Origin of the sequence: Spirillospora albida (assembly GCF_000718255.1) — a bacterium.
GTDB lineage: Bacteria > Actinomycetota > Actinomycetes > Streptosporangiales > Streptosporangiaceae > Spirillospora > Spirillospora albida.
On sequence record NZ_JOFJ01000024.1, the window covers coordinates 59380 to 77961 of the forward strand.

An 18582-nucleotide genomic window follows, 5' to 3' on the forward strand; every position below is an offset into this window, starting at 1 on the left:
TACATGGCAGCCGAGGGGCCGGTTACAGATCCAAGAGAGCCGGCGAGACGAACCGTGGGCAATCTCACGGTCACGCCCGCCGGTGTGACTCTAACAGCAGATGACACCGGGGCCGCGCCACCGAGCACGGGGACCTCCCGGCCCCCGGCGCGCGGTGAACACGGCCCCGGCATCGAGATGTACTACTTACAGCTCGTCGGCGGATCCGCCGGCGGCGACGATCTTCTCCTTGGCGGACTTGGAGAAGGCGTGCACCTTCACCTGGACCGCGGCGGAGATCTCACCGGTGCCGAGGATCTTGACCGGACGGCCGCGGCGGACCGCGCCCTTCGCCGCCAGGTCCTCGGCGGTGACCTCGCCACCCGACGGGTAGAGCTCGGCCAGCTTGTCCAGGTTCACGACCTGGAACTCGACCCGGTTCGGGTTCTTGAAGCCCTTGAGCTTCGGAACCCGGCGGATCAGCGGCATCTGCCCGCCCTCGAACCCGACGGGCACGGTGCCGCGGGCCTTCGTGCCCTTGGTGCCGCGGCCCGCGGTCTTGCCCTTGGACGCCTCGCCACGGCCCTTGCGGGTCTTGGCCCGGTTGGCGCCGGGGGCCGGACGCAGGTCGTGCACCTTGAGCGGAGTGCCCTCGGTTCCCGCGCCGCCCTTCTCGAGATCAGTCGCCATGTCAGTCGACCTCCTCGACGGTGACCAGGTGCGCCACCGTCCGGATCATGCCGAGCACCTCGGGGCGGTCCTCCCGGACGACGCTCTGCCCGATCTTCTTCAGGCCGAGGGTGCGCAGCGTGTCACGCTGGTTCTGCTTCTCGCTGATCACGGACTTGATCTGCGTGATCTTCAGGTTGCTCATGAGGAGGCGGCCTCCGCCCTGGGCTCGCTGCCGGCGGCGCGCGCCCGCAGCATGGCGGCCGGGGCGACGTCCTCGATCGGCAGGCCGCGCTTGGCCGCGATCTCCTCCGGACGCTTCAGCGCCTTGAGGCCCGCGATCGTCGCGTGCACGATGTTGATCGCGTTGTCGCTGCCCAGCGACTTGCTCAGCACGTCGTGGATGCCCGCGCACTCCAGGACGGCGCGCACCGGGCCACCGGCGATGACGCCGGTACCGGGGCTCGCCGGGCGCAGCAGGACCTCGCCCGCCGCGTCCCGCTCCTGCACCAGGTGCGGGATGGTGCCCTGGATCCGCGGCACCTTGAAGAAGTGCTTCTTGGCCTCCTCGACGCCCTTGGCGATCGCCGCGGGCACCTCCTTGGCCTTGCCGTAGCCGACGCCGACGGTGCCGTTGCCGTCACCGACGATCACCAGGGCGGTGAAGCTGAAGCGCCGACCACCCTTGACGACCTTGGCGACGCGGTTGATCGCGACGACCTTCTCGATGTACGACTGGCCCTTGTCGGCGCCACCGCGACGGTCATCGCGGCGGCCGTCGCGACGGTCGCCACCCTGACCGCCACCACGCCTCTGCGCTGCCATCAGTGGTTCCTCTCGTTTGCCTTGTAAAGGGCCATCAGAGCTCGAGGCCCCCCTCGCGCGCACCGTCCGCGACAGCGGCGATGCGGCCGTGGTACTTGTTGCCGCCGCGGTCGAACACGACCGCGGAGACACCGGCCTCCTTGGCGCGGCGGGCGACGAGCTCGCCCACCTTGCGGGACTTGGCCGTCTTGTCCGCGGACTCGGCGCGCAGGTCCGCCTCCATCGTCGACGCGTAGGCCAGCGTGTGGCCCTTGTCGTCGTCGATGACCTGGACGAACACGTGCTTGGCGGAGCGGGTCACGACCAGGCGAGGACGCGCGGCGCTGCCGACGACCTTCTTCCGGACCCGCAGGTGCCGGCGCTTGCGGGACTTGGCCCGCGCCGACGTGGCCTTTCCGGCCAGGGTCTTGGTGCCTGCCATGACTACTTACCAGCCTTTCCGACCTTGCGGCGGATCTGCTCGCCTTCGTAGCGCACGCCCTTGCCCTTGTACGGGTCGGGCTTGCGCAGCTTGCGGATGTTCGCGGCGACCTGGCCGACCAGCTGCTTGTCGATGCCCTCGACGATCAGCTGGGTCGGCTTCTCGACCGTGAACTTGATCCCCTCGGGGGCCTTCACGGCGATGGGGTGGCTGTAGCCGAGCGAGAACTCGAGGTCCTGGCCCTTGGCCACCACGCGGTAACCGACGCCCTGGATGACCAGGGTCTTCTTGTAACCCTCGGTGACACCGACCACCATGTTGCTGATCAGCGTGCGGGTGAGACCGTGCAGCGCGCGCACCGTGTTCACGTCGTTCGGCCGGGTCACGGTGACCTTGCCGTCCTCCAGCTGAACCTCGATGGGCTCGGCGACGGTGTGCGACAGCGTGCCCTTCGGCCCCTTGACGGTGACCTCCCGGCCGTCGATGTTCACATCGACGCCACCGGGCACGGCGACGGGGAGACGTCCGATTCGAGACATGGTTAGAGCCCTCCCCTCACCAGACGTAGGCGAGGACTTCGCCGCCCACGCCGCGCTTGCCGGCCTGCCGGTCCGTCATCAGGCCGGAGGACGTCGAGATGATCGCGACGCCCAGTCCGCCCAGGACCTTCGGCAGGTTGTCCTTCTTCGCGTACACGCGCAGACCCGGCTTCGAGACGCGCTTGATGCCGGCGATCGAACGCTCACGGGTCGGACCGAACTTGAGCTCGATGAGGAGCTTCTTGCCGACCTCGGCGTCCTCCACGCTCCAGCCCGAGATGTAGCCCTCCTGCTGGAGGATCTCGGCGATGTGCGCCTTGATCTTCGAGTACGGCATCGCCACGCTGTCGTGGTACGCCGAATTCGCGTTCCGCAGACGCGTCAACATGTCTGCGATCGGGTCGGTCATCGTCATGGCCTGCTGGCCCTCCCTCGCCACGGTTTCCCGGGGCCGCTCGCCCCTGGACCTTTGGCGCGGTCGTGGACACCTTTCGCAAGATGCCCGGTGGTTATTACATGCCGGTGGCGCCGCCCCCCGCGCGCGGGGGGCGGACGGTCACCAGCTGGACTTGGTGATGCCCGGCAGCTCGCCGCGGTGGGCCATCTCCCGGAAGCACACGCGGCACAGGCCGAACTTCCGGTAGACGGAGCGCGGACGCCCGCAGCGCGAGCAACGAGTGTACGCGCGCACGCCGAACTTCGGCTTACGGGCCGCCTTGGCGATCAGCGACTTCTTCGCCATGCTCAGTTCTCCTTGAAGGGGAAGCCCAGGAGCTTGAGCAGCGCCCGGCCCTCGTCGTCGGTCTTCGCCGTCGTCACGATCGTGATGTCCATGCCACGCGACCGGTCGATCTTGTCGGGGTCGACCTCGTGGAACATGACCTGCTCGGTGAGCCCGAACGTGTAGTTGCCGTTGCCGTCGAACTGCTTCGGCGACAGGCCGCGGAAGTCACGGATGCGGGGCAGCGCCGTCGACAGCAGCCGGTCCAGGAACTCCCACATCCGGTCGCCGCGCATGGTCACGTGCGCGCCGATCGGCATGCCCTCGCGCAGCTTGAACTGCGCGATGGACTTGCGGGCCCGGTTCACGGCCGGCTTCTGGCCGGTGATCGCCGACAGGTCGCGGATCGCGCCCTCGATCAGCTTGGCGTCCTTCGCCGCGTCGCCGACGCCCATGTTGACCACGATCTTGGTCAGCCCGGGGATCTGCATGACGTTGGCGTAGCCGAACTGCTCCCGCAGCTGCCCCGCGATCTCCTCGCGGTACCGCAGCTTGAGCCGCGGCTGCGGGACGGGACGCTCGGTGACGGTCTCGGTCATCTCAGATCTCCTTACCGCTACGGCGCGAGATCCGGACCTTCGTGCCGTCGTCGTTGATCTTGACACCGACGCGCACCGGCTTGCCGTCCTCGACGAGCGCGACGTTGCTGACGTGCAGCGGCGCCTCGACCGTCACGCGGCCGGACTCCTTGCCGGCGCGCTGCTGGTCGGCCTTGATGTTCTTGGTGATGAGGTTGACGCCCTCGACGACGACCCGCTCCTCGCGGGGGATGACGCGCAGGACCTTGCCCGTCGCACCCTTGTCCTTGCCGGCGATGACGATGACCTCGTCGCCCTTACGGATGTTCATCAGAGCACCTCCGGCGCGAGCGAGATGATGCGCATGAACTTCTTCTCGCGCAGTTCACGGCCCACCGGGCCGAAGATACGGGTGCCGCGGGGGTCGCCGCCGTCCTTGATCAGAACGGCGGCGTTCTCGTCGAAGCGGATGTAGGAGCCGTCCGGGCGCCGGCGCTCCTTGCGGGTGCGCACGACGACCGCCTTGACGACGTCACCCTTCTTCACGCCCGCGCCGGGAAGGGCGTCCTTCACCGTCGCGACGATGATGTCGCCGACTCCCGCGTAGCGCCGACCCGAGCCGCCGAGAACCCGGATGCAGAGGATCTCCTTCGCACCCGTGTTGTCGGCGACCTTGAGTCGCGACTCCTGCTGGATCACGTCAACTCCTGTTCGTCACACCGGTTCTCCCTGCGAAGTTCGCAGGGAGCCTGGTGGAACCAGTAATTACTTGGCCTTCTCGAGGATCTCCACCACGCGCCAGCGCTTGGTCGCCGACAGCGGGCGGGTCTCCATGAGACGGACGCGGTCGCCGACGCCACACTCGTTGGCCTCGTCGTGCGCCTTGTACTTGGTCGTGCGGCGGATCACCTTGTGGTACTTCGCGTGCTTGACGCGGTCCTCGACGGACACGACCACGGTCTTGTCCATCTTGTCGGACACCACGAGACCCTCGAGGATCTTGCGGGTGTTCCGCTCGGTCTGCTGCTCGGTCATTCGTTGCCCTCCGCGGCGTCCTCGACCGTGACGATGCCGAGCTCGCGCTCCCGCATCACGGTGTAGATGCGGGCGATCTCGCGCTTCACGGTGCGGAGCCGCCCGTGGCTCTCCAGCTGACCGGTGGCACCCTGGAAGCGAAGGTTGAACAGCTCCTCCTTCGCCTCCTTCAGCTTGGTGACCAGGACGTCGTCAGGCTCGGTCCGCAGGTCGTCGGCGGTAAGACCCTTGGCCATCAGGACTCACCCACTTCACGCTTAACGGTCTTGCAGGTCATTGAGCACAGCATCGGCAGCTTGTACATCAGCTCTCACCGACTTCGCGCTTCACGATCTTGCACTTCATCGGCAGCTTGTGGATCGCGCGGGTGAGGGCCTCACGGGCGATCTGCTCGTTCGGGTACGAGATCTCGAACAGCACGCGGCCCGGCTTCACGTTCGCCACCCACCACTCGACCGAGCCCTTACCGGAGCCCATGCGGGTCTCGGCGGGCTTCTTGGTCAGCGGGCGGTCCGGGAAGATGTTGATCCAGACCTTGCCACCACGCTTGATGTGGCGGGTCATCGCGATACGCGCGGCCTCGATCTGCCGGTTGGTGACGTACGCCGGCTCGACGGCCTGGATGCCGTACTCGCCGAACGTCACCTTCGTGCCGCCCTTGGCCATGCCCCTGCGCTTCGGGTGGTGCTGCTTGCGGTGCTTGACCTTGCGAGGGATCAGCATGGGTTACTCAGCTCCCCTCACCCTGCGGAGCAGCCTCGGCCGTCTGCGCCGGCTGCTCGGAACTCTGCTGCTGGCGCGGCGCGCCGCCGCGCTCGCCGCCACGGCCACCGCGGCCGCCACGGCCACCGCCGCCGCCACCGCGGCGCTCGCCACCCCGGCCTGCGCCGCCACCGCGGCGCTCGCCACCGCCGGTGGCGCGCTGCTGCGCGGCCTTGGCCTCGCGCTCGGCGCGCGTCGCCGCGGCCTCGCCCTTGTAGATCCACACCTTCACGCCGATGCGGCCGAACGTCGTCCGGGCCTCGTAGAAGCCGTAGTCGATGTCGGCGCGCAGCGTGTGCAGCGGGACCTGGCCCTCGCGGTAGAACTCCGACCGCGACATCTCGGCGCCGCCGAGACGGCCGCCGCACTGGACCTTGATGCCCTTGGCGCCGGACTTCATCGCGGACTGGATCGCCTTGCGCATTGCGCGGCGGAACGCGACGCGGCTCGACAGCTGCTCGGCCACGCCCTGCGCGACGAGCTGCGCGTCGATCTCGGGGTTCTTCACCTCGAGGATGTTCAGCCGGACCTGCTTGCCGGTCAGCTTCTCCAGGTCGCCGCGCAGGCGCTCGGCCTCCGCGCCGCGGCGGCCGATGACGATGCCCGGCCGGGCCGTGTGGATGTTGACCTCGACACGGTCACGGGTTCGCTCGATCTCCACCTTGGAGATGCCCGCCCGGTCCATGCCCTTCTGCAGCATGCGCCGGATCTGGACGTCTTCCTTGACGTAGTCCTTGTAGAGCTTGTCGGCGAACCACACGGACTTGTGGTCGGTGGTGATGCCGAGCCGGAACCCGTGCGGGTTGATCTTCTGACCCACTACCGGGCCCTCCTCGTCTTCTTACCGCCGGCCGAAGCGACCTCGTCCTTCGGGGCGACGACCACCGTGATGTGGCTCGTGCGCTTGTTGATGCGGTAGGCCCGACCCTGGGCGCGGGGGCGGAAACGCTTCAGCGTCGGCCCCTCGTCGACCCACGCGCTGCTCACGACGAGCGTGTCGGTGTCGAGCTTGAAGTTGTGCTCGGCGTTGGCGATGGCACTCGCCAGCACCTTGCCCACCGGCTCACCGGCCGCCTGGGGGGCGAACCGCAGCACCGCCTGCGCCTCCGCGGCGGGCAGGCCGCGGATGAGGTCCACCACGCGGCGGGCCTTCATGGGCGTGACGCGGATGAACCGCGCCTGGGCCCTGGCTTCCATCGCTTTCCCTCTCTCCTACGAACTGCCTGCTCAGCCGCGACGGCTGCGGCGGTCTTCCTTGACGTGGCTGCGGAAGGTGCGCGTCGGCGCGAACTCGCCGAGCTTGTGCCCCACCATGGCGTCCGTGATGAACACCGGGACGTGCTTGCGCCCGTCGTGCACGGCGATCGTGTGCCCGATCATGTCCGGCACGATCATGGAGCGCCGCGACCACGTCTTGATGACGTTCTTGGTGCCCTTCTCGTTCTGGGCGTCCACCTTCTTGATCAGGTGGTCGTCCACGAAGGGGCCCTTCTTGAGGCTACGTGGCATGACGAGCGACTCCTACCGCTTCTTCTTGCTGCGACGACGGACGATCAGCCGGTCGCTCGACTTGTTCGCCTGGCGAGTGCGGCCTTCCTTCTTACCGTTCGGGTTCACCGGGTGCCGACCACCGGAGGTCTTGCCCTCACCACCACCGTGCGGGTGGTCGATCGGGTTCATGGCCACACCGCGGACGGTCGGGCGCTTGCCCTTCCACCGCATACGGCCGGCCTTGCCCCAGTTGATGTTCGACTGCTCGGCGTTGCCGACCTCGCCGACCGTCGCGCGGCAGCGGACGTCCACCATGCGCATCTCGCCCGAGGGCATGCGCAGCGTGGCGTACTTGCCCTCCTTGGCCAGCAGCTGGACGCCGGCGCCCGCGGAACGGGCGATCTTCGCGCCGCCGCCGGGCTTCAGCTCGATGGCGTGGACGACCGTACCGGTCGGGATGTTGCGCAGCGGCAGGCAGTTGCCCGGCTTGATGTCCGCGCCCGGCCCGTTCTCCACCCGGTCGCCCTGCTTCAGGCCGCGCGGGGCGAGGATGTAGCGCTTCTCGCCGTCCGCGTAGTGCAGCAGCGCGATGCGCGCGGTGCGGTTCGGGTCGTACTCGATGTGCGCGACCTTGGCCGGGACGCCGTCCTTGTCGTGCCGGCGGAAGTCGATCAGCCGGTAGGCGCGCTTGTGCCCGCCGCCCTGGTGCCGGGTGGTGATGCGGCCGTGGTTGTTGCGGCCGCCCTTCTTGGGGAGCGGACGCAGCAGCGACTTCTCCGGCTCGGTGCGCGTGATCTCGACGAAGTCGGCCACGCTGGAGCCGCGACGACCCGGAGTCGTCGGCTTGTAATTACGGATGCCCATCTTATTCGTTCATCCCTTTTCGGTCTTCGGGACGACCTGGCGTGTTACGCCGGGCCGCCGAAGATGTCGATCCGCTCGCCCTCGGCCAGGCTGACGATGGCGCGCTTGCTGTCCTTGCGCTTGCCGTAGCCGAACCGGGTCCGCTTGCGCTTCCCCGACCGGTTGAGCGTGTTCACGTTCGTCACCTTGACGCCGAACACGGCCTCGACGGCCTGCTTGATCTGCGTCTTGTTGGCGTCCGGACGGACGATGAAGGTGTACTTGTTCTCGTCCAGGAGCCCGTAGCTCTTCTCCGAGACGACCGGCGCGAGGATGATGTCGCGGGGGTCGGCGATCTTGTTCATGTGCGACCCTCCTTACTTCTTCGCCGCGCGCGCGATGAACTCGTCGTACGCCTTCTGCGTGAAGACGACGTCGTCGTTCACCAGCACGTCGTAGGTGTTGAGCTGGTCAGAGACGAGCACGTGCACGCTCGGCTCGTTGCGCAGGCTCTTCCAGGTCAGCTCGTCCTCGCGGTCCAGGACCAGGAGGACGCGCTTGGCCTCGGTGACCGTGCGCAGCGCCGCCAGCGCCGTCTTCGTCTTCGGGGTGTCGCCCTCGATGAGCCCGTCGATCACGTGGACCCGGCCGAACCGCGCGCGGTCCGACAGGGCGCCGCGGAGCGCGGCGGCCTTCATCTTCTTCGGGGTCTTCTGCGTGTAGTCCCGCGGCTGCGGGCCGTGCACGATGCCGCCGCCGGCGAACTGGGGCGCGCGGGTCGAGCCCTGGCGGGCGCGGCCGGTGCCCTTCTGGCGGTACGGCTTCTTGCCACCGCCGCGGACCTCGCCGCGGGTCTTGGTGGAGTGCGTGCCCTGACGCGCCGCGGCCAGCTGCGCCACCACGACCTGGTGGATCAGCGGCACGCTGGTCTTCGCGTCGAAGACCTCGGCGGGCAGGTCGATGTCGAGCTTGGAGGTCACTTGCCCGTCCCCTTCACTGCGTCGCGGACCAGGACCACGCCGCCGTTGGGACCGGGAACCGCGCCCTTGATGAGCAGCAGGTTCTTCTCGGCGTCCACGGCGTGGACGGTCAGGTTCTGCACGGTGGTTCGGGCGTTCCCGTGCCGGCCCGCCATGCGGAGGCCCTTGAACACGCGACCGGGGGTCGCGCAGCCGCCGATCGAACCCGGGGAGCGGTGCTTGCGCTGGGTGCCGTGCGAGGCGCCGAGGCCCTTGAAGCCGTGGCGCTTCATGACACCGGCGGTGCCCTTGCCCTTGCTCGTCCCGGTGACGTCGATCCGCTGGCCGGCCTCGAAGACGTCGGCGGTGATCTCCTGGCCGAGTTCGAACTCGGTGGTGTCGTCCGTGCGCAGCTCGACGAGGTAGCGGCGCGGCGTGACGCCGGCCTTCTCGAAGTGACCCGTGCGCGGCTTGTTCACCTTGCGCGGGTCGATCTGCCCGAACCCGATCTGGACGGCGGTGTAGCCGTCCTTCTCCTGGGTGCGGAGCTGCGTGACGACACACGGCCCGGCCTGGACGACGGTCACCGGAACGATCCGGCCCTCATCGTCGAAGACCTGGGTCATGCCGAGCTTCTCGCCCAGGACGCCCTTCCTCTGCGTACTCATCTCTCGGTGCGTCCCTTAGAGCTTGATCTCGATGTCAACGCCGGCCGGCAGGTCGAGTCGCATCAGCGAGTCGACCGTCTTGGGCGTCGGGTCGATGATGTCGATCAACCGCTTGTGCGTGCGCATCTCGAAGTGCTCGCGGCTGTCCTTGTACTTGTGCGGCGAGCGGATGACGCAGTACACGTTCTTCTCGGTCGGCAGCGGCACCGGGCCCGCGACCTTGGCGCCCGTCCGCGTCACCGTCTCAACGATCTTCTTCGCGGAAGTGTCGATGACCTCGTGGTCGTAGGCCTTGAGCCGGATGCGGATCTTCTGTCCCGCCATGGTGGCCTCGGTGTCCTTTGCTGTAGTACCGCTGGGGTTCACCCCCACTCGCGTGGGGAAATCGGCGCCGCCGCCGATCGGCGGTCCGGCCCGTGGGCGGGCCGGACCGCCGCGTGCGACGATCCGTCTTACTTGAGGATCTTGGTGACGCGACCCGCGCCGACCGTCCGGCCACCCTCGCGGATGGCGAACTTGAGGCCCTCCTCCATGGCGATGGGCTGGATCAGCTCGACGCGCATCTCGGTGTTGTCGCCCGGCATGACCATCTCGGTGCCCTCGGGGAGGTTCACCACGCCGGTCACGTCCGTGGTCCGGAAGTAGAACTGCGGGCGGTAGTTGTTGAAGAACGGCGTGTGGCGGCCGCCCTCGTCCTTGGACAGGATGTAGACCTGCGCCTCGAACTCGGTGTGCGGGGTGTTCGTGCCCGGCTTGATGATGCACTGGCCGCGCTCGACGTCCTCGCGCTTGATGCCGCGCAGGAGCAGACCGACGTTGTCACCGGCCTGGCCCTGGTCGAGCAGCTTGCGGAACATCTCGACACCGGTGACGGTGGTCGAGGTGGACTCGGTCTTGATGCCGATGATGTCGACGGTCTCGTTGACGTTCACGACACCGCGCTCGATGCGGCCGGTGACGACCGTGCCGCGGCCGGTGATCGAGAAGACGTCCTCGATCGGCATGAGGAACGGCTTCTCGGTGTCGCGGACCGGCTCCGGCACGTTCTCGTCGACGGCCTTCATGAGCTCGAGGATCGACTCGCCCCACTTGGCGTCGCCCTGCAGCGCCTGGAAGGCGGAGACGCGCACGACCGGGACGTCGTCGCCCGGGAACTCGTACTCGGAGAGCAGCTCGCGGACCTCGAGCTCGACGAGCTCCAGGATCTCCTCGTCGTCCACCATGTCGCACTTGTTCAGCGCGACGACGATGTAGGGGACGCCGACCTGGCGGGCCAGGAGGACGTGCTCCTTGGTCTGCGGCATCGGGCCGTCGGTGGCGGCGACCACCAGGATGGCGCCGTCCATCTGCGCCGCACCGGTGATCATGTTCTTGATGTAGTCCGCGTGACCCGGGCAGTCGACGTGCGCGTAGTGCCGGGACTCGGTCTGGTACTCGACGTGCGCGATCGAGATGGTGATGCCGCGCTCGCGCTCCTCCGGCGCCTTGTCGATGTCCTCGAACGGCGTGAAGGGGTTGATGTCCGGGTACGCGTCGTGAAGCACCTTGGTGATCGCCGCGGTAAGCGTGGTCTTACCGTGGTCGATGTGTCCGATGGTGCCGATGTTCACGTGCGGCTTCGTCCGCTCGAACTTGGCCTTCGCCACTGGTAGCTCCTTGTTGCGATCCTCGGCCGCCTAGACGACCGCTTCGATGTACGTCTGAGTGATCTGTGGGCAGGCTCGGGCTACTCGCCCCGCGCCTTGGCGATGATCTCCTGCGCCACATTGCCGGGAACCTCGGCGTAGGAGTCGAACTGCATGGTGAAGACGGCTCGGCCCTGGGTCTTGCTGCGCAGGTCACCCACGTAACCGAACATCTCGGACAGCGGCACGAGCGCCTTGATGACGCGCATCCCGCTGCGCTCGTCCATGGACTGGACCTGGCCGCGGCGGCTGTTGAGGTCGCCGATCACGTCGCCCATGTTGTCCTCGGGCGTGGTGACCTCGACGGACATCATCGGCTCCAGCAGCGTGGCGGACGCCCTGCGGGCGGCCTCCTTGAACGCCATGGATCCGGCCACCTTGAAGGCCATCTCCGAGGAGTCGACCTCGTGGTACGCGCCGTCCCGGAGGGTGACCTTGACGCCCACCATCGGGTAGCCGGCGAGGACGCCGAACTCCGCGGCCTCCTGGCAGCCCGCGTCGACCGACGGGATGTACTCCCGCGGGATGCGGCCACCGGTGACCTTGTTCTCGAACTCGTAGCCGTCCGACCCGCCGCCGAGCGGCTCCAGGTCGATGATCACGCGGCCGAACTGGCCCGAGCCACCCGTCTGCTTCTTGTGGGTGTACTCGACCTTCTCGACCTTCTTGGTGATCGTCTCGCGGTAGGCGACCTGCGGCCGGCCCACGTTCGCGTCGACCTTGAACTCGCGCTTCATCCGGTCGACGAGGATCTCCAGGTGGAGCTCGCCCATGCCGGAGATGACGGTCTGGCCGGTCTCCTCGTCCGAGCGCACCTGGAAGGACGGGTCCTCCTCGGCGAGCCGCTGGATCGCGGTGCCCAGCTTCTGCTGGTCGGCCTTCGTCTTCGGCTCGATCGCGACGTGGATGACCGGCGCCGGGAAGTTCATCGACTCCAGGACGACCGGGTCCTTGTCGTCGCACAGCGTCTCGCCCGTGGTGGTCTGCTTGAGACCCATCACCGCGACGATGTCGCCGGCGCCCACGCGCTCGATCTCCTCACGCTTGTTCGCGTGCATCCGGTAGATCTTGCCGATGCGCTCCTTGCGCTCCTTGACGGCGTTCAGCACCGTGGAGCCCGACTCCAGCACACCGGAGTAGACGCGGACGAACGTGAGCTTGCCCAGGTGCGGGTCGCTCATGATCTTGAACGCCAGGCCGGCGAACGGCTCGTCCTCGCTCGGCTTGCGGACGATCACCTTCTCCTCGTCGCGGACGGCGTGGCCCTCGATGGCCTCGACGTCCAGCGGCGACGGCAGGTAGCGCACGATCGCGTCCAGCAGCGGCTGCACGCCCTTGTTCTTGAACGCCGTGCCGCACAGCACCGGGGTCAGGGCGGCCGCGACGGTGGCCCGGCGGATCCCGGCGTAGAGCTGCTCGATGGTGGGCTCGGTGCCCTCCAGGAACAGCTCCATGAGCTCGTCGTCGTTCTCGGAGAGCGTCTCGACCAGCTTGTCGTGGTACTCGCGCGCCGCCTCGGCGTGGCTCTCGGGGATGTCGACGATGTCGTACATCTCACCGAGCTTGGCCTCTTCGTTCCAGACCAGGGCCTTCATCGTCACCAGGTCGATGACGCCCTTGAAGTCCGACTCGGCGCCGATCGGCAGCTGCATGACCAGCGGCGTCGCGTTGAGGCGGTTCTCGATCATGTCGACGCAGCGGTGGAACTCGGCGCCGACGCGGTCGAGCTTGTTGACGAAGCAGATGCGGGGCACGCCGTAACGGTCGGCCTGGCGCCACACCGTCTCGGACTGCGGCTCCACGCCCGCCACACCGTCGAACACCGCGACCGCGCCGTCCAGAACCCGCAGCGACCGCTCCACCTCGACGGTGAAGTCGACGTGCCCCGGGGTGTCGATGATGTTGATGGTGTGCTTGACGTCCTCGACGGGCCACTGGCAGGTGGTCGCGGCGGAGGTGATGGTGATCCCCCGCTCCTGCTCCTGCTCCATCCAGTCCATCGTGGCGGCGCCCTCGTGGACCTCGCCGATCTTGTAGCTGATGCCCGTGTAGTACAGGATCCGCTCGGTCGTCGTGGTCTTGCCCGCGTCGATGTGGGCCATGATCCCGATATTGCGGACCTTGGCCAGGTCTACGCCGGTTTTGGTAGCCACTTTCGTCCTCGCGTCGTCTCGTCGTCGATCGGGTGCGCCGCTTTACCAGCGGTAGTGGGCGAAGGCCTTGTTGGACTCCGCCATCTTGTGCGTGTCCTCGCGCTTCTTCACCGATGCGCCGAGGCCGTTGCTCGCGTCGAGCAGCTCGTTCATCAGCCGCTCCATCATGGTCTTCTCGCGCCGCTGCCGCGCGTAGAGCACGAGCCAGCGCAGGGCCAGCGTGGTGCTGCGGGCCGGCCGCACCTCGACGGGGACCTGGTAGGTCGCGCCACCGACGCGGCGGCTGCGGACCTCCAGGGTGGGCTTGACGTTGTCGAGCGCGCGCTTCAGCGTGACGACCGGGTCGTTGCCGGTCTTCTCGCGAGCGCCCTCGAGGGCTTCGTAGACGATGCGCTGGGCGATGGAGCGCTTGCCGTCCAGGAGAACCTTGTTGATGAGCGCGGTGACCAGCGGCGAGTTGTACACCGGGTCAGCGATCAGCTGGCGCTTGCCAGCAGGGCCCTTGCGCGGCATCAGCTCTTCTCCTTCTTCGCGCCGTACTTGCTACGCGCCTGCTTGCGGTTGCGGACGCCCTGGGTGTCGAGGGACCCGCGGATGATCTTGTACCGAACGCCCGGGAGGTCCTTCACTCGGCCGCCGCGCACGAGCACGATCGAGTGCTCCTGCAGGTTGTGACCGACGCCTGGGATGTAGGCCGTGACCTCGATCCCGCTGGTCAGCCGGACACGAGCGACCTTGCGAAGCGCGGAGTTCGGCTTCTTGGGCGTCGTCGTGTAGACGCGCGTGCAGACACCCCGGCGCTGGGGGCTCTCCTTCAGCGCGGGCGTCTTGTTCTTGGTCACCTTGTCCTGGCGGCCCTTGCGGACCAGCTGCTGGATCGTGGGCACCGCGTCTCCGTCTTCCTCGTACCGAGCCGGTAAGTCTTCTGTGCAATCACCACCTCAGGCGAGGCTGTGACCTGCCGGTTTCCCGACCTCTCCGACCCACGCGGTCGGGCGTGTCGCAACTGCACCTTCGTGCACATGCGCAGAACCGACACAGACCGCCCGGCCCCCAAGGGGCCAGATCAAGCCGGGGAGTAGATGCGGCGCCGGGTCCACCACACAGGGCTGCATCCCCGCGCACGCATAGCGACCCACACAAGGCGGGCGCAAGGAGAGAGACTACCGAGCCCCGGGCCGTTGGTCAAAGTGAGCACCGCTCTACCGCCCACACCTCGGGGGGTGCAAGCCCGGCGGCCCGGCGAGCGCGGGTCTCGCGGCGGGAAACGCATGGGCGCCGGCGAGTGTTCCGGCCGTGAAGACCGAGAGAACCTGGTCGGCATTCTGTACCACATGCCTGTCCCGGGGGAAGACGTGTCAGGAGTTTTACCAGGAGAGACCGCTATATACGCGGCAAAAGTGGACGGGCTGGGCGAGTCGCCGCCCAGCCCGTCGACAGCCGTTCGAAGCCGGCCAGGTCACTTGAGGAACCTGCTAGGTCACTTGAGGAACGCGAAGTACACCACGACGAGCAGGACGAGCAGCGCGACCGCGCCGCCGATCCCGATCATCAGGCCCTTGCCGCCCTTGCCCTTGCTCTCGGACGTGCCGCCGCCGTAGGCCGCCTGGTGGCCCGGACCGAAAGCGCCCTGCTGCCCCTGCTGCCCCTGCTGCGGGTACTGGCCGTAGGGTTGCTGCTGCCCGTACGGCTGCTGCTGGCCGAACTGCTGCTGTTCACCCTGCTGCCCCTGCTGACCGTGCTGCCCCTGCTGGCCGAACTGCTGCTGCGCGTACTGCTGCTGGCCGTACGGCTGCTGAGGCTGGCCCTGCTGCTGCGGAGCCTGGCCCTGCTGCTGCGGAGCCTGGCCGAACTGCTGCTGCCCGTACTGCTGCTCGGGCTGCCCGAACTGCTGCGCGCCCTGCTGGCCGAACGGCTCCTGCCCGTACCCCGGCTGCCGGCCGAAGCCCTGCTCGGGCTGCTGCGGGACCTGCGGGCCCGGGGCCTGCCACTGCTGCTGCCCCATGTCGAGACGGGTGGCGTCCCCCGTCGCGGGCGTGGCGCCGCCCGGCTCGGCCGCCGGGCGTCCGGGGTCGAACGCCTGGGTCGGACGGGAGTCCTCGGCCCCGTCCCCGAACGCCGGACGCTCCTCGGCGGGCGCGCTCGCGGCGGCGGGGTCGGGCGGCGGGACCATCATCGTCCGCTCGTGGTCGGCCTGCCGGTCCGCCGACCACGGCTCGGGCGTCGCGGGCGGCGTGGGCGCCTGCCACGGCTCGGCCGGGGCGTCGTGCCTGCGCTCGGGACCGGTCGCGACCGGGATGTCGGTGCCGGGCGACCAGTGCAGCGTCGCCTGGTCGTCGATGGGCTGGCGGGGCTGCTCCGGCTGCGCGCCCGGACCGGGGACGATCACCGTCCGCTCGTTGCCGGCGTCCTGCGGCTCGGGCTGGAACTGCGGCGGCTGCGGCTGGGCGGGCGCCTCCGGCGGCGGGAAGCCCTGCTGCTGCCCGGGGAACGGCTGCCGGCCGTACTCGGGCTGCCCGAACTGCTCCTGCGGCGCTTCGTGCGCCGGCTGCTGCGGGTAGCCCGGCTGCTGCTGCGGGGCCTGGCCGTACGGCTGCTGCCCGTACTGCTGCTGCTCCGGCGGCGGGAAGCCGCCCGGCGCGGGGGCCGGCGGGGCCTGGCCCATCGGACTCTGGCCGTACTGCGGAGGGGGCGGCGGCTGCTGCTCGCCGACCTGCGGCATCGGCTGCTCGATCATCGTGGGCGGCGCCGGGGCCGGGCCGGACGGCTCGTCCGGGCGGGGCTCCTGCGGGGCGGCCTGGCCGCCCAGCTGCGGCGCGCCGAACACCACCGTGCGGTCGCCCATCGGACGCTGCTCCTGGGGCCTGTCCTGCCCCTCGTCGTCCGGCAACGGCCGCTGCGGTCCCTGCGTCCCGTCATTCTCGGTCATCGTCGGGCTCCTTCAGCGCCGTCGTCCCGGGCCGGTGGCTCGAAGCGGGCCTCCGAGCCTCGTACCGTTCCCTCCGCGCGGTCTGGTCACGCGTGGGCGTTCTCGCCCCCAGCCTGCCCCGATCGCCGGTCGTATCGCAAATCACCACACCCTTGGACGCCGCGCGCCCCCGGATCGTTCGGTCCGGGGGCGCCGTCCGTCAGGAGTGCCCGTTGACGGGATGCGGGCGGTAGGGCGCCTCCAGCCGCTCGACCTCCTTGTCGTCCAAGGTCAGGCCCACCGCGGCGACGGCGTCCTCGATGTGCCGCGGCTTGGTCGCGCCGATGATCGGCGCGGTGACGCCGGGCCGGCCGAGCAGCCACGCGAGCGCGACCTGCGCCGGCGGGACGCCCCGCTCCCCCGCGATCTCGCGCACCACGTCCACGATGTCGAAGTCGGCCTCCTGGTAGAGGCCGTCGGAGTAGGTGTCGGTGCTGGCGCGTACGGTGTTGCGCTCGCCGCTCCGTTCCCGGTTGCCCGCCAGGAGGCCTCGGGCGAGCGGGCTCCACGGGATGCACCCGACGCCCTGGTCGAGGCAGAGCGGGATCATCTCCCGCTCCTCCTCCCGGTAGACGAGGTTGTAGTGGTTCTGCATCGTGGCGAACTTCGTCCAGCCGTGCGTTTCCGCGACGTGCTGGGCCTTGGCGAACTGCCACGCGAACATGCTGGACGCACCGATGTAGCGCGCCTTGCCCGCCCGGACGATGTCGTGCAGGGCCTCCATGGTCTCCTCGATGGGCGTCTCGTAGTCCCACCGGTGGATCTGGTAGAGGTCGACGTGGTCGGTCCCGAGCCGCTTCAGCGACGCGTCGATGGACGCCATGATGTGCTTGCGGGAGAGCCCCTGGTCGTTCTGGCCGCTCCCCATCGGGAAGTACACCTTGGTGGCGAGGACGTAGTCGTCCCGCCGGGCGAACATCCGCGACAGCAGCCGTCCGGTGATCTCCTCGCTCACCCCGGCCGAGTACATGTCGGCGGTGTCGAAGAAGGTGATCCCGGAGTCCACCGCGAGGCGCACGATGGGCTCCGCCTGCTCCTCCGGCAGGAACCAGGGCCGCTGCGCGGGATCGCCGTAGCTCATCATCCCCAGGCAGATCCGCGACACCTTGGTCCCCGTGCCGCCGAGTCTGATCTGTTCCATGTCCGTACCTCCTCCCGATCATCATCACCCATCGGCCGGCCGGGTGGGTGACGGTGGCGGGAGCGCCGGCCGCTAGACGATGGGGCGGCCGTGGCGGATGCGGCGGCGGGTGTCCCAGAGGTACATGTTGAAGGGGAAGCGGCGGACGGGGCCCGGCATGGTGCGGTTGATGGCGCCGAAGCGGCGGGTGAAGCGGTCGAAACGGGCCTGGTCGCGGCGCGTCCAGGGGAGGCCGAGCTCGTCCCGGAAGGGCTCGGGGAGGAAGCCGAGGGTCACCATCCGGTGGAACGGGCCGAGGGTCCGCTGGACGGCCGCCGGGAGGAACTTCAGGTCCGTGAGGTTCTGTAGGTAGGTGCGGGTGACATCGTCCATCTTGATCTCGGACATGCCCTTCTGCCAGTACTCCTCGAAGGCGTCCCGGTCGGCGGGCCACATCTCCTCGGGCATCTGGAGGGTGGTGCCGAAGCGCGCCCCGTGCCGGTAGAGGGCGTCGCGGTCGGCCGGGCTCAGCGGGCCGGAGCAGAGCGGGTAGATCATCTCGACGCCGACGTAGAGGCAGGCGGCGACCCAGAGCTGCAGTTCGCGGTCGAAGGCGTTGTAGGAGACGGGCTCCTTGGCGCGGACCTGCCTGTGCTGCCGGTTGACCTCGCGCCGCATCGCGGCGCGTTCCTCCTCGGTGCCCAGCATGGCGACGGCGATGTAGGCGAGGGTGGTCCTGGCCCGCTTCAGGGGGCGCTTGTCCACGCGGCCGCTGTCGACCTTGCTCTCGGCGACCCCGCGTCCGATGGGGAGGCGGGACAGCTGCATGACGACGTTCGCGGCGGCGGCGGTCAGGGCCAGACCGGTAAAGGAGTCGAGGACCACCCTCGGGGGCGCTTCGGCGGCCATCCGAGCCTCACTTTCTGATACATAGAGGCGATGTTCGTCTCACTGTGCCAGTAGTAAGTGAGGACTTGCAAGGGTCAGATCATGTGACCGCGCACACGGGTCGCGAACTCCTTCAGCGCGTCCAGCGCGAGGAGGTAGGGCTGCGGGCCGAACGAGACGCTGAGGGGCCCCGCGCTTTCCGGACAGCTGACTGATGGTGATCTGCGGGCAGATCTACGCTGCTTGCTGCCGGTCCAGGTACTCGGTGTGGACCTCAA

Annotated in this window: 29 protein-coding genes; all 29 read right to left on the bottom strand. The window is 68.7% G+C overall.

Annotation, left to right across the window (positions count from 1 at the left end):
- Positions 1-186: 186 nt before the first annotated feature.
- Entirely contained in the window at positions 187-669 is a 483-nt protein-coding gene (gene rplO, locus IE99_RS0125505; protein ID WP_051713229.1) for a 50S ribosomal protein L15, read from the bottom strand.
- Position 670: 1 nt separating this feature from the next.
- A complete protein-coding gene (gene rpmD / locus IE99_RS0125510; protein ID WP_030176103.1) occupies positions 671-853 on the bottom strand; it encodes a 50S ribosomal protein L30 in 183 nt (60 codons plus the stop codon).
- Positions 850-1473: a 30S ribosomal protein S5 gene (gene rpsE / locus IE99_RS0125515; RefSeq protein WP_030176106.1), complete on the bottom strand. Its 624-nt coding sequence runs from the start codon at positions 1471-1473 to the stop codon at positions 850-852. Before rpsE ends, rpmD begins: the two co-directional genes overlap by 4 nt.
- Positions 1474-1507: 34 nt before the next feature.
- Positions 1508-1894 (bottom strand): 50S ribosomal protein L18, encoded by a 387-nt coding sequence (gene rplR / locus IE99_RS0125520; protein ID WP_030176109.1) that lies wholly within the window; start codon positions 1892-1894, stop codon positions 1508-1510.
- A 2-nt stretch (positions 1895-1896) separates the two neighbouring features.
- Entirely contained in the window at positions 1897-2433 is a 537-nt protein-coding gene (gene rplF / locus IE99_RS0125525) for a 50S ribosomal protein L6 (protein ID WP_030176112.1), read from the bottom strand.
- A gap of 16 nt (positions 2434-2449) precedes the next feature.
- Entirely contained in the window at positions 2450-2848 is a 399-nt protein-coding gene (rpsH, locus tag IE99_RS0125530; RefSeq protein ID WP_030176115.1) for a 30S ribosomal protein S8, read from the bottom strand.
- Positions 2849-2989: 141 nt separating this feature from the next.
- On the bottom strand, positions 2990-3175 hold the full coding sequence (locus IE99_RS0125535) for a type Z 30S ribosomal protein S14 (RefSeq protein ID WP_018657585.1): 186 nt from the start codon (positions 3173-3175) through the stop codon (positions 2990-2992).
- 2 nt (positions 3176-3177) lie between these two features.
- On the bottom strand, positions 3178-3753 hold the full coding sequence (gene rplE, locus IE99_RS0125540) for a 50S ribosomal protein L5 (RefSeq protein ID WP_030176118.1): 576 nt from the start codon (positions 3751-3753) through the stop codon (positions 3178-3180).
- Between the two features lies 1 nt (position 3754).
- A complete protein-coding gene (gene rplX, locus IE99_RS0125545) occupies positions 3755-4063 on the bottom strand; it encodes a 50S ribosomal protein L24 (protein WP_030176121.1) in 309 nt (102 codons plus the stop codon).
- Complete coding sequence (gene rplN, locus IE99_RS0125550; RefSeq protein WP_021596728.1) at positions 4063-4431, bottom strand: 50S ribosomal protein L14; 369 nt, start codon at positions 4429-4431, stop codon at positions 4063-4065. The genes rplX and rplN overlap by 1 nt, the downstream gene beginning before the upstream one ends.
- A gap of 66 nt (positions 4432-4497) precedes the next feature.
- The gene (rpsQ, locus tag IE99_RS0125555; RefSeq protein WP_030176124.1) at positions 4498-4767 is read right to left on the bottom strand and encodes a 30S ribosomal protein S17; all 270 of its coding nucleotides are present in this window, start codon (positions 4765-4767) and stop codon (positions 4498-4500) included.
- Positions 4764-5003 carry a 50S ribosomal protein L29 gene (gene rpmC, locus IE99_RS0125560; protein WP_030176127.1) on the bottom strand — a complete coding sequence of 80 codons (240 nt, stop codon included), beginning with the start codon at positions 5001-5003 and terminating at the stop codon, positions 4764-4766. The genes rpsQ and rpmC overlap by 4 nt, the downstream gene beginning before the upstream one ends.
- 67 nt (positions 5004-5070) lie before the next feature.
- Positions 5071-5490, bottom strand: a complete 420-nt coding sequence (gene rplP / locus IE99_RS0125565; RefSeq protein WP_030176130.1) for a 50S ribosomal protein L16 — start codon at positions 5488-5490, stop codon at positions 5071-5073.
- Between the two features lie 7 nt (positions 5491-5497).
- Positions 5498-6349, bottom strand: coding sequence for a 30S ribosomal protein S3 (gene rpsC, locus IE99_RS0125570; protein WP_030176132.1), 852 nt, complete (start codon positions 6347-6349; stop codon positions 5498-5500).
- The gene (gene rplV, locus IE99_RS0125575) at positions 6349-6726 is read right to left on the bottom strand and encodes a 50S ribosomal protein L22 (protein WP_030176135.1); all 378 of its coding nucleotides are present in this window, start codon (positions 6724-6726) and stop codon (positions 6349-6351) included. The genes rpsC and rplV overlap by 1 nt, the downstream gene beginning before the upstream one ends.
- 30 nt (positions 6727-6756) lie before the next feature.
- Positions 6757-7038 (bottom strand): 30S ribosomal protein S19, encoded by a 282-nt coding sequence (gene rpsS / locus IE99_RS0125580; RefSeq protein WP_030176138.1) that lies wholly within the window; start codon positions 7036-7038, stop codon positions 6757-6759.
- 12 nt (positions 7039-7050) lie between these two features.
- Positions 7051-7884, bottom strand: coding sequence for a 50S ribosomal protein L2 (rplB, locus tag IE99_RS0125585; protein WP_030176141.1), 834 nt, complete (start codon positions 7882-7884; stop codon positions 7051-7053).
- 44 nt (positions 7885-7928) lie between these two features.
- On the bottom strand, positions 7929-8228 hold the full coding sequence (rplW, locus tag IE99_RS0125590) for a 50S ribosomal protein L23 (protein ID WP_030176145.1): 300 nt from the start codon (positions 8226-8228) through the stop codon (positions 7929-7931).
- Between the two features lie 12 nt (positions 8229-8240).
- Complete coding sequence (gene rplD, locus IE99_RS0125595) at positions 8241-8843, bottom strand: 50S ribosomal protein L4 (RefSeq protein ID WP_030176148.1); 603 nt, start codon at positions 8841-8843, stop codon at positions 8241-8243.
- Positions 8840-9490: a 50S ribosomal protein L3 gene (gene rplC, locus IE99_RS0125600; RefSeq protein ID WP_030176151.1), complete on the bottom strand. Its 651-nt coding sequence runs from the start codon at positions 9488-9490 to the stop codon at positions 8840-8842. Before rplC ends, rplD begins: the two co-directional genes overlap by 4 nt.
- 15 nt (positions 9491-9505) lie before the next feature.
- A complete protein-coding gene (gene rpsJ, locus IE99_RS0125605; RefSeq protein WP_018657599.1) occupies positions 9506-9814 on the bottom strand; it encodes a 30S ribosomal protein S10 in 309 nt (102 codons plus the stop codon).
- Positions 9815-9942: 128 nt separating this feature from the next.
- Positions 9943-11136 (bottom strand): elongation factor Tu, encoded by a 1194-nt coding sequence (gene tuf, locus IE99_RS0125610; protein ID WP_030176158.1) that lies wholly within the window; start codon positions 11134-11136, stop codon positions 9943-9945.
- Positions 11137-11216: 80 nt separating this feature from the next.
- Positions 11217-13328 (bottom strand): elongation factor G, encoded by a 2112-nt coding sequence (gene fusA, locus IE99_RS0125615; protein WP_030176161.1) that lies wholly within the window; start codon positions 13326-13328, stop codon positions 11217-11219.
- Between the two features lie 42 nt (positions 13329-13370).
- On the bottom strand, positions 13371-13841 hold the full coding sequence (gene rpsG, locus IE99_RS0125620; protein WP_030176164.1) for a 30S ribosomal protein S7: 471 nt from the start codon (positions 13839-13841) through the stop codon (positions 13371-13373).
- Complete coding sequence (gene rpsL, locus IE99_RS0125625) at positions 13841-14215, bottom strand: 30S ribosomal protein S12 (protein WP_030176166.1); 375 nt, start codon at positions 14213-14215, stop codon at positions 13841-13843. The genes rpsG and rpsL overlap by 1 nt, the downstream gene beginning before the upstream one ends.
- Before the next feature lie 593 nt (positions 14216-14808).
- Positions 14809-16257, bottom strand: a complete 1449-nt coding sequence (locus IE99_RS30720; protein ID WP_030176169.1) for a hypothetical protein — start codon at positions 16255-16257, stop codon at positions 14809-14811.
- 199 nt (positions 16258-16456) lie between these two features.
- Positions 16457-17437: an aldo/keto reductase gene (locus tag IE99_RS0125635; protein ID WP_030176174.1), complete on the bottom strand. Its 981-nt coding sequence runs from the start codon at positions 17435-17437 to the stop codon at positions 16457-16459.
- Between the two features lie 72 nt (positions 17438-17509).
- Positions 17510-18325 carry an oxygenase MpaB family protein gene (locus IE99_RS0125640; protein ID WP_030176177.1) on the bottom strand — a complete coding sequence of 272 codons (816 nt, stop codon included), beginning with the start codon at positions 18323-18325 and terminating at the stop codon, positions 17510-17512.
- 74 nt (positions 18326-18399) lie between these two features.
- On the bottom strand, positions 18400-18582 hold a 183-nt coding region (locus tag IE99_RS32810), incomplete at its 5' end, for a hypothetical protein (protein WP_211258919.1).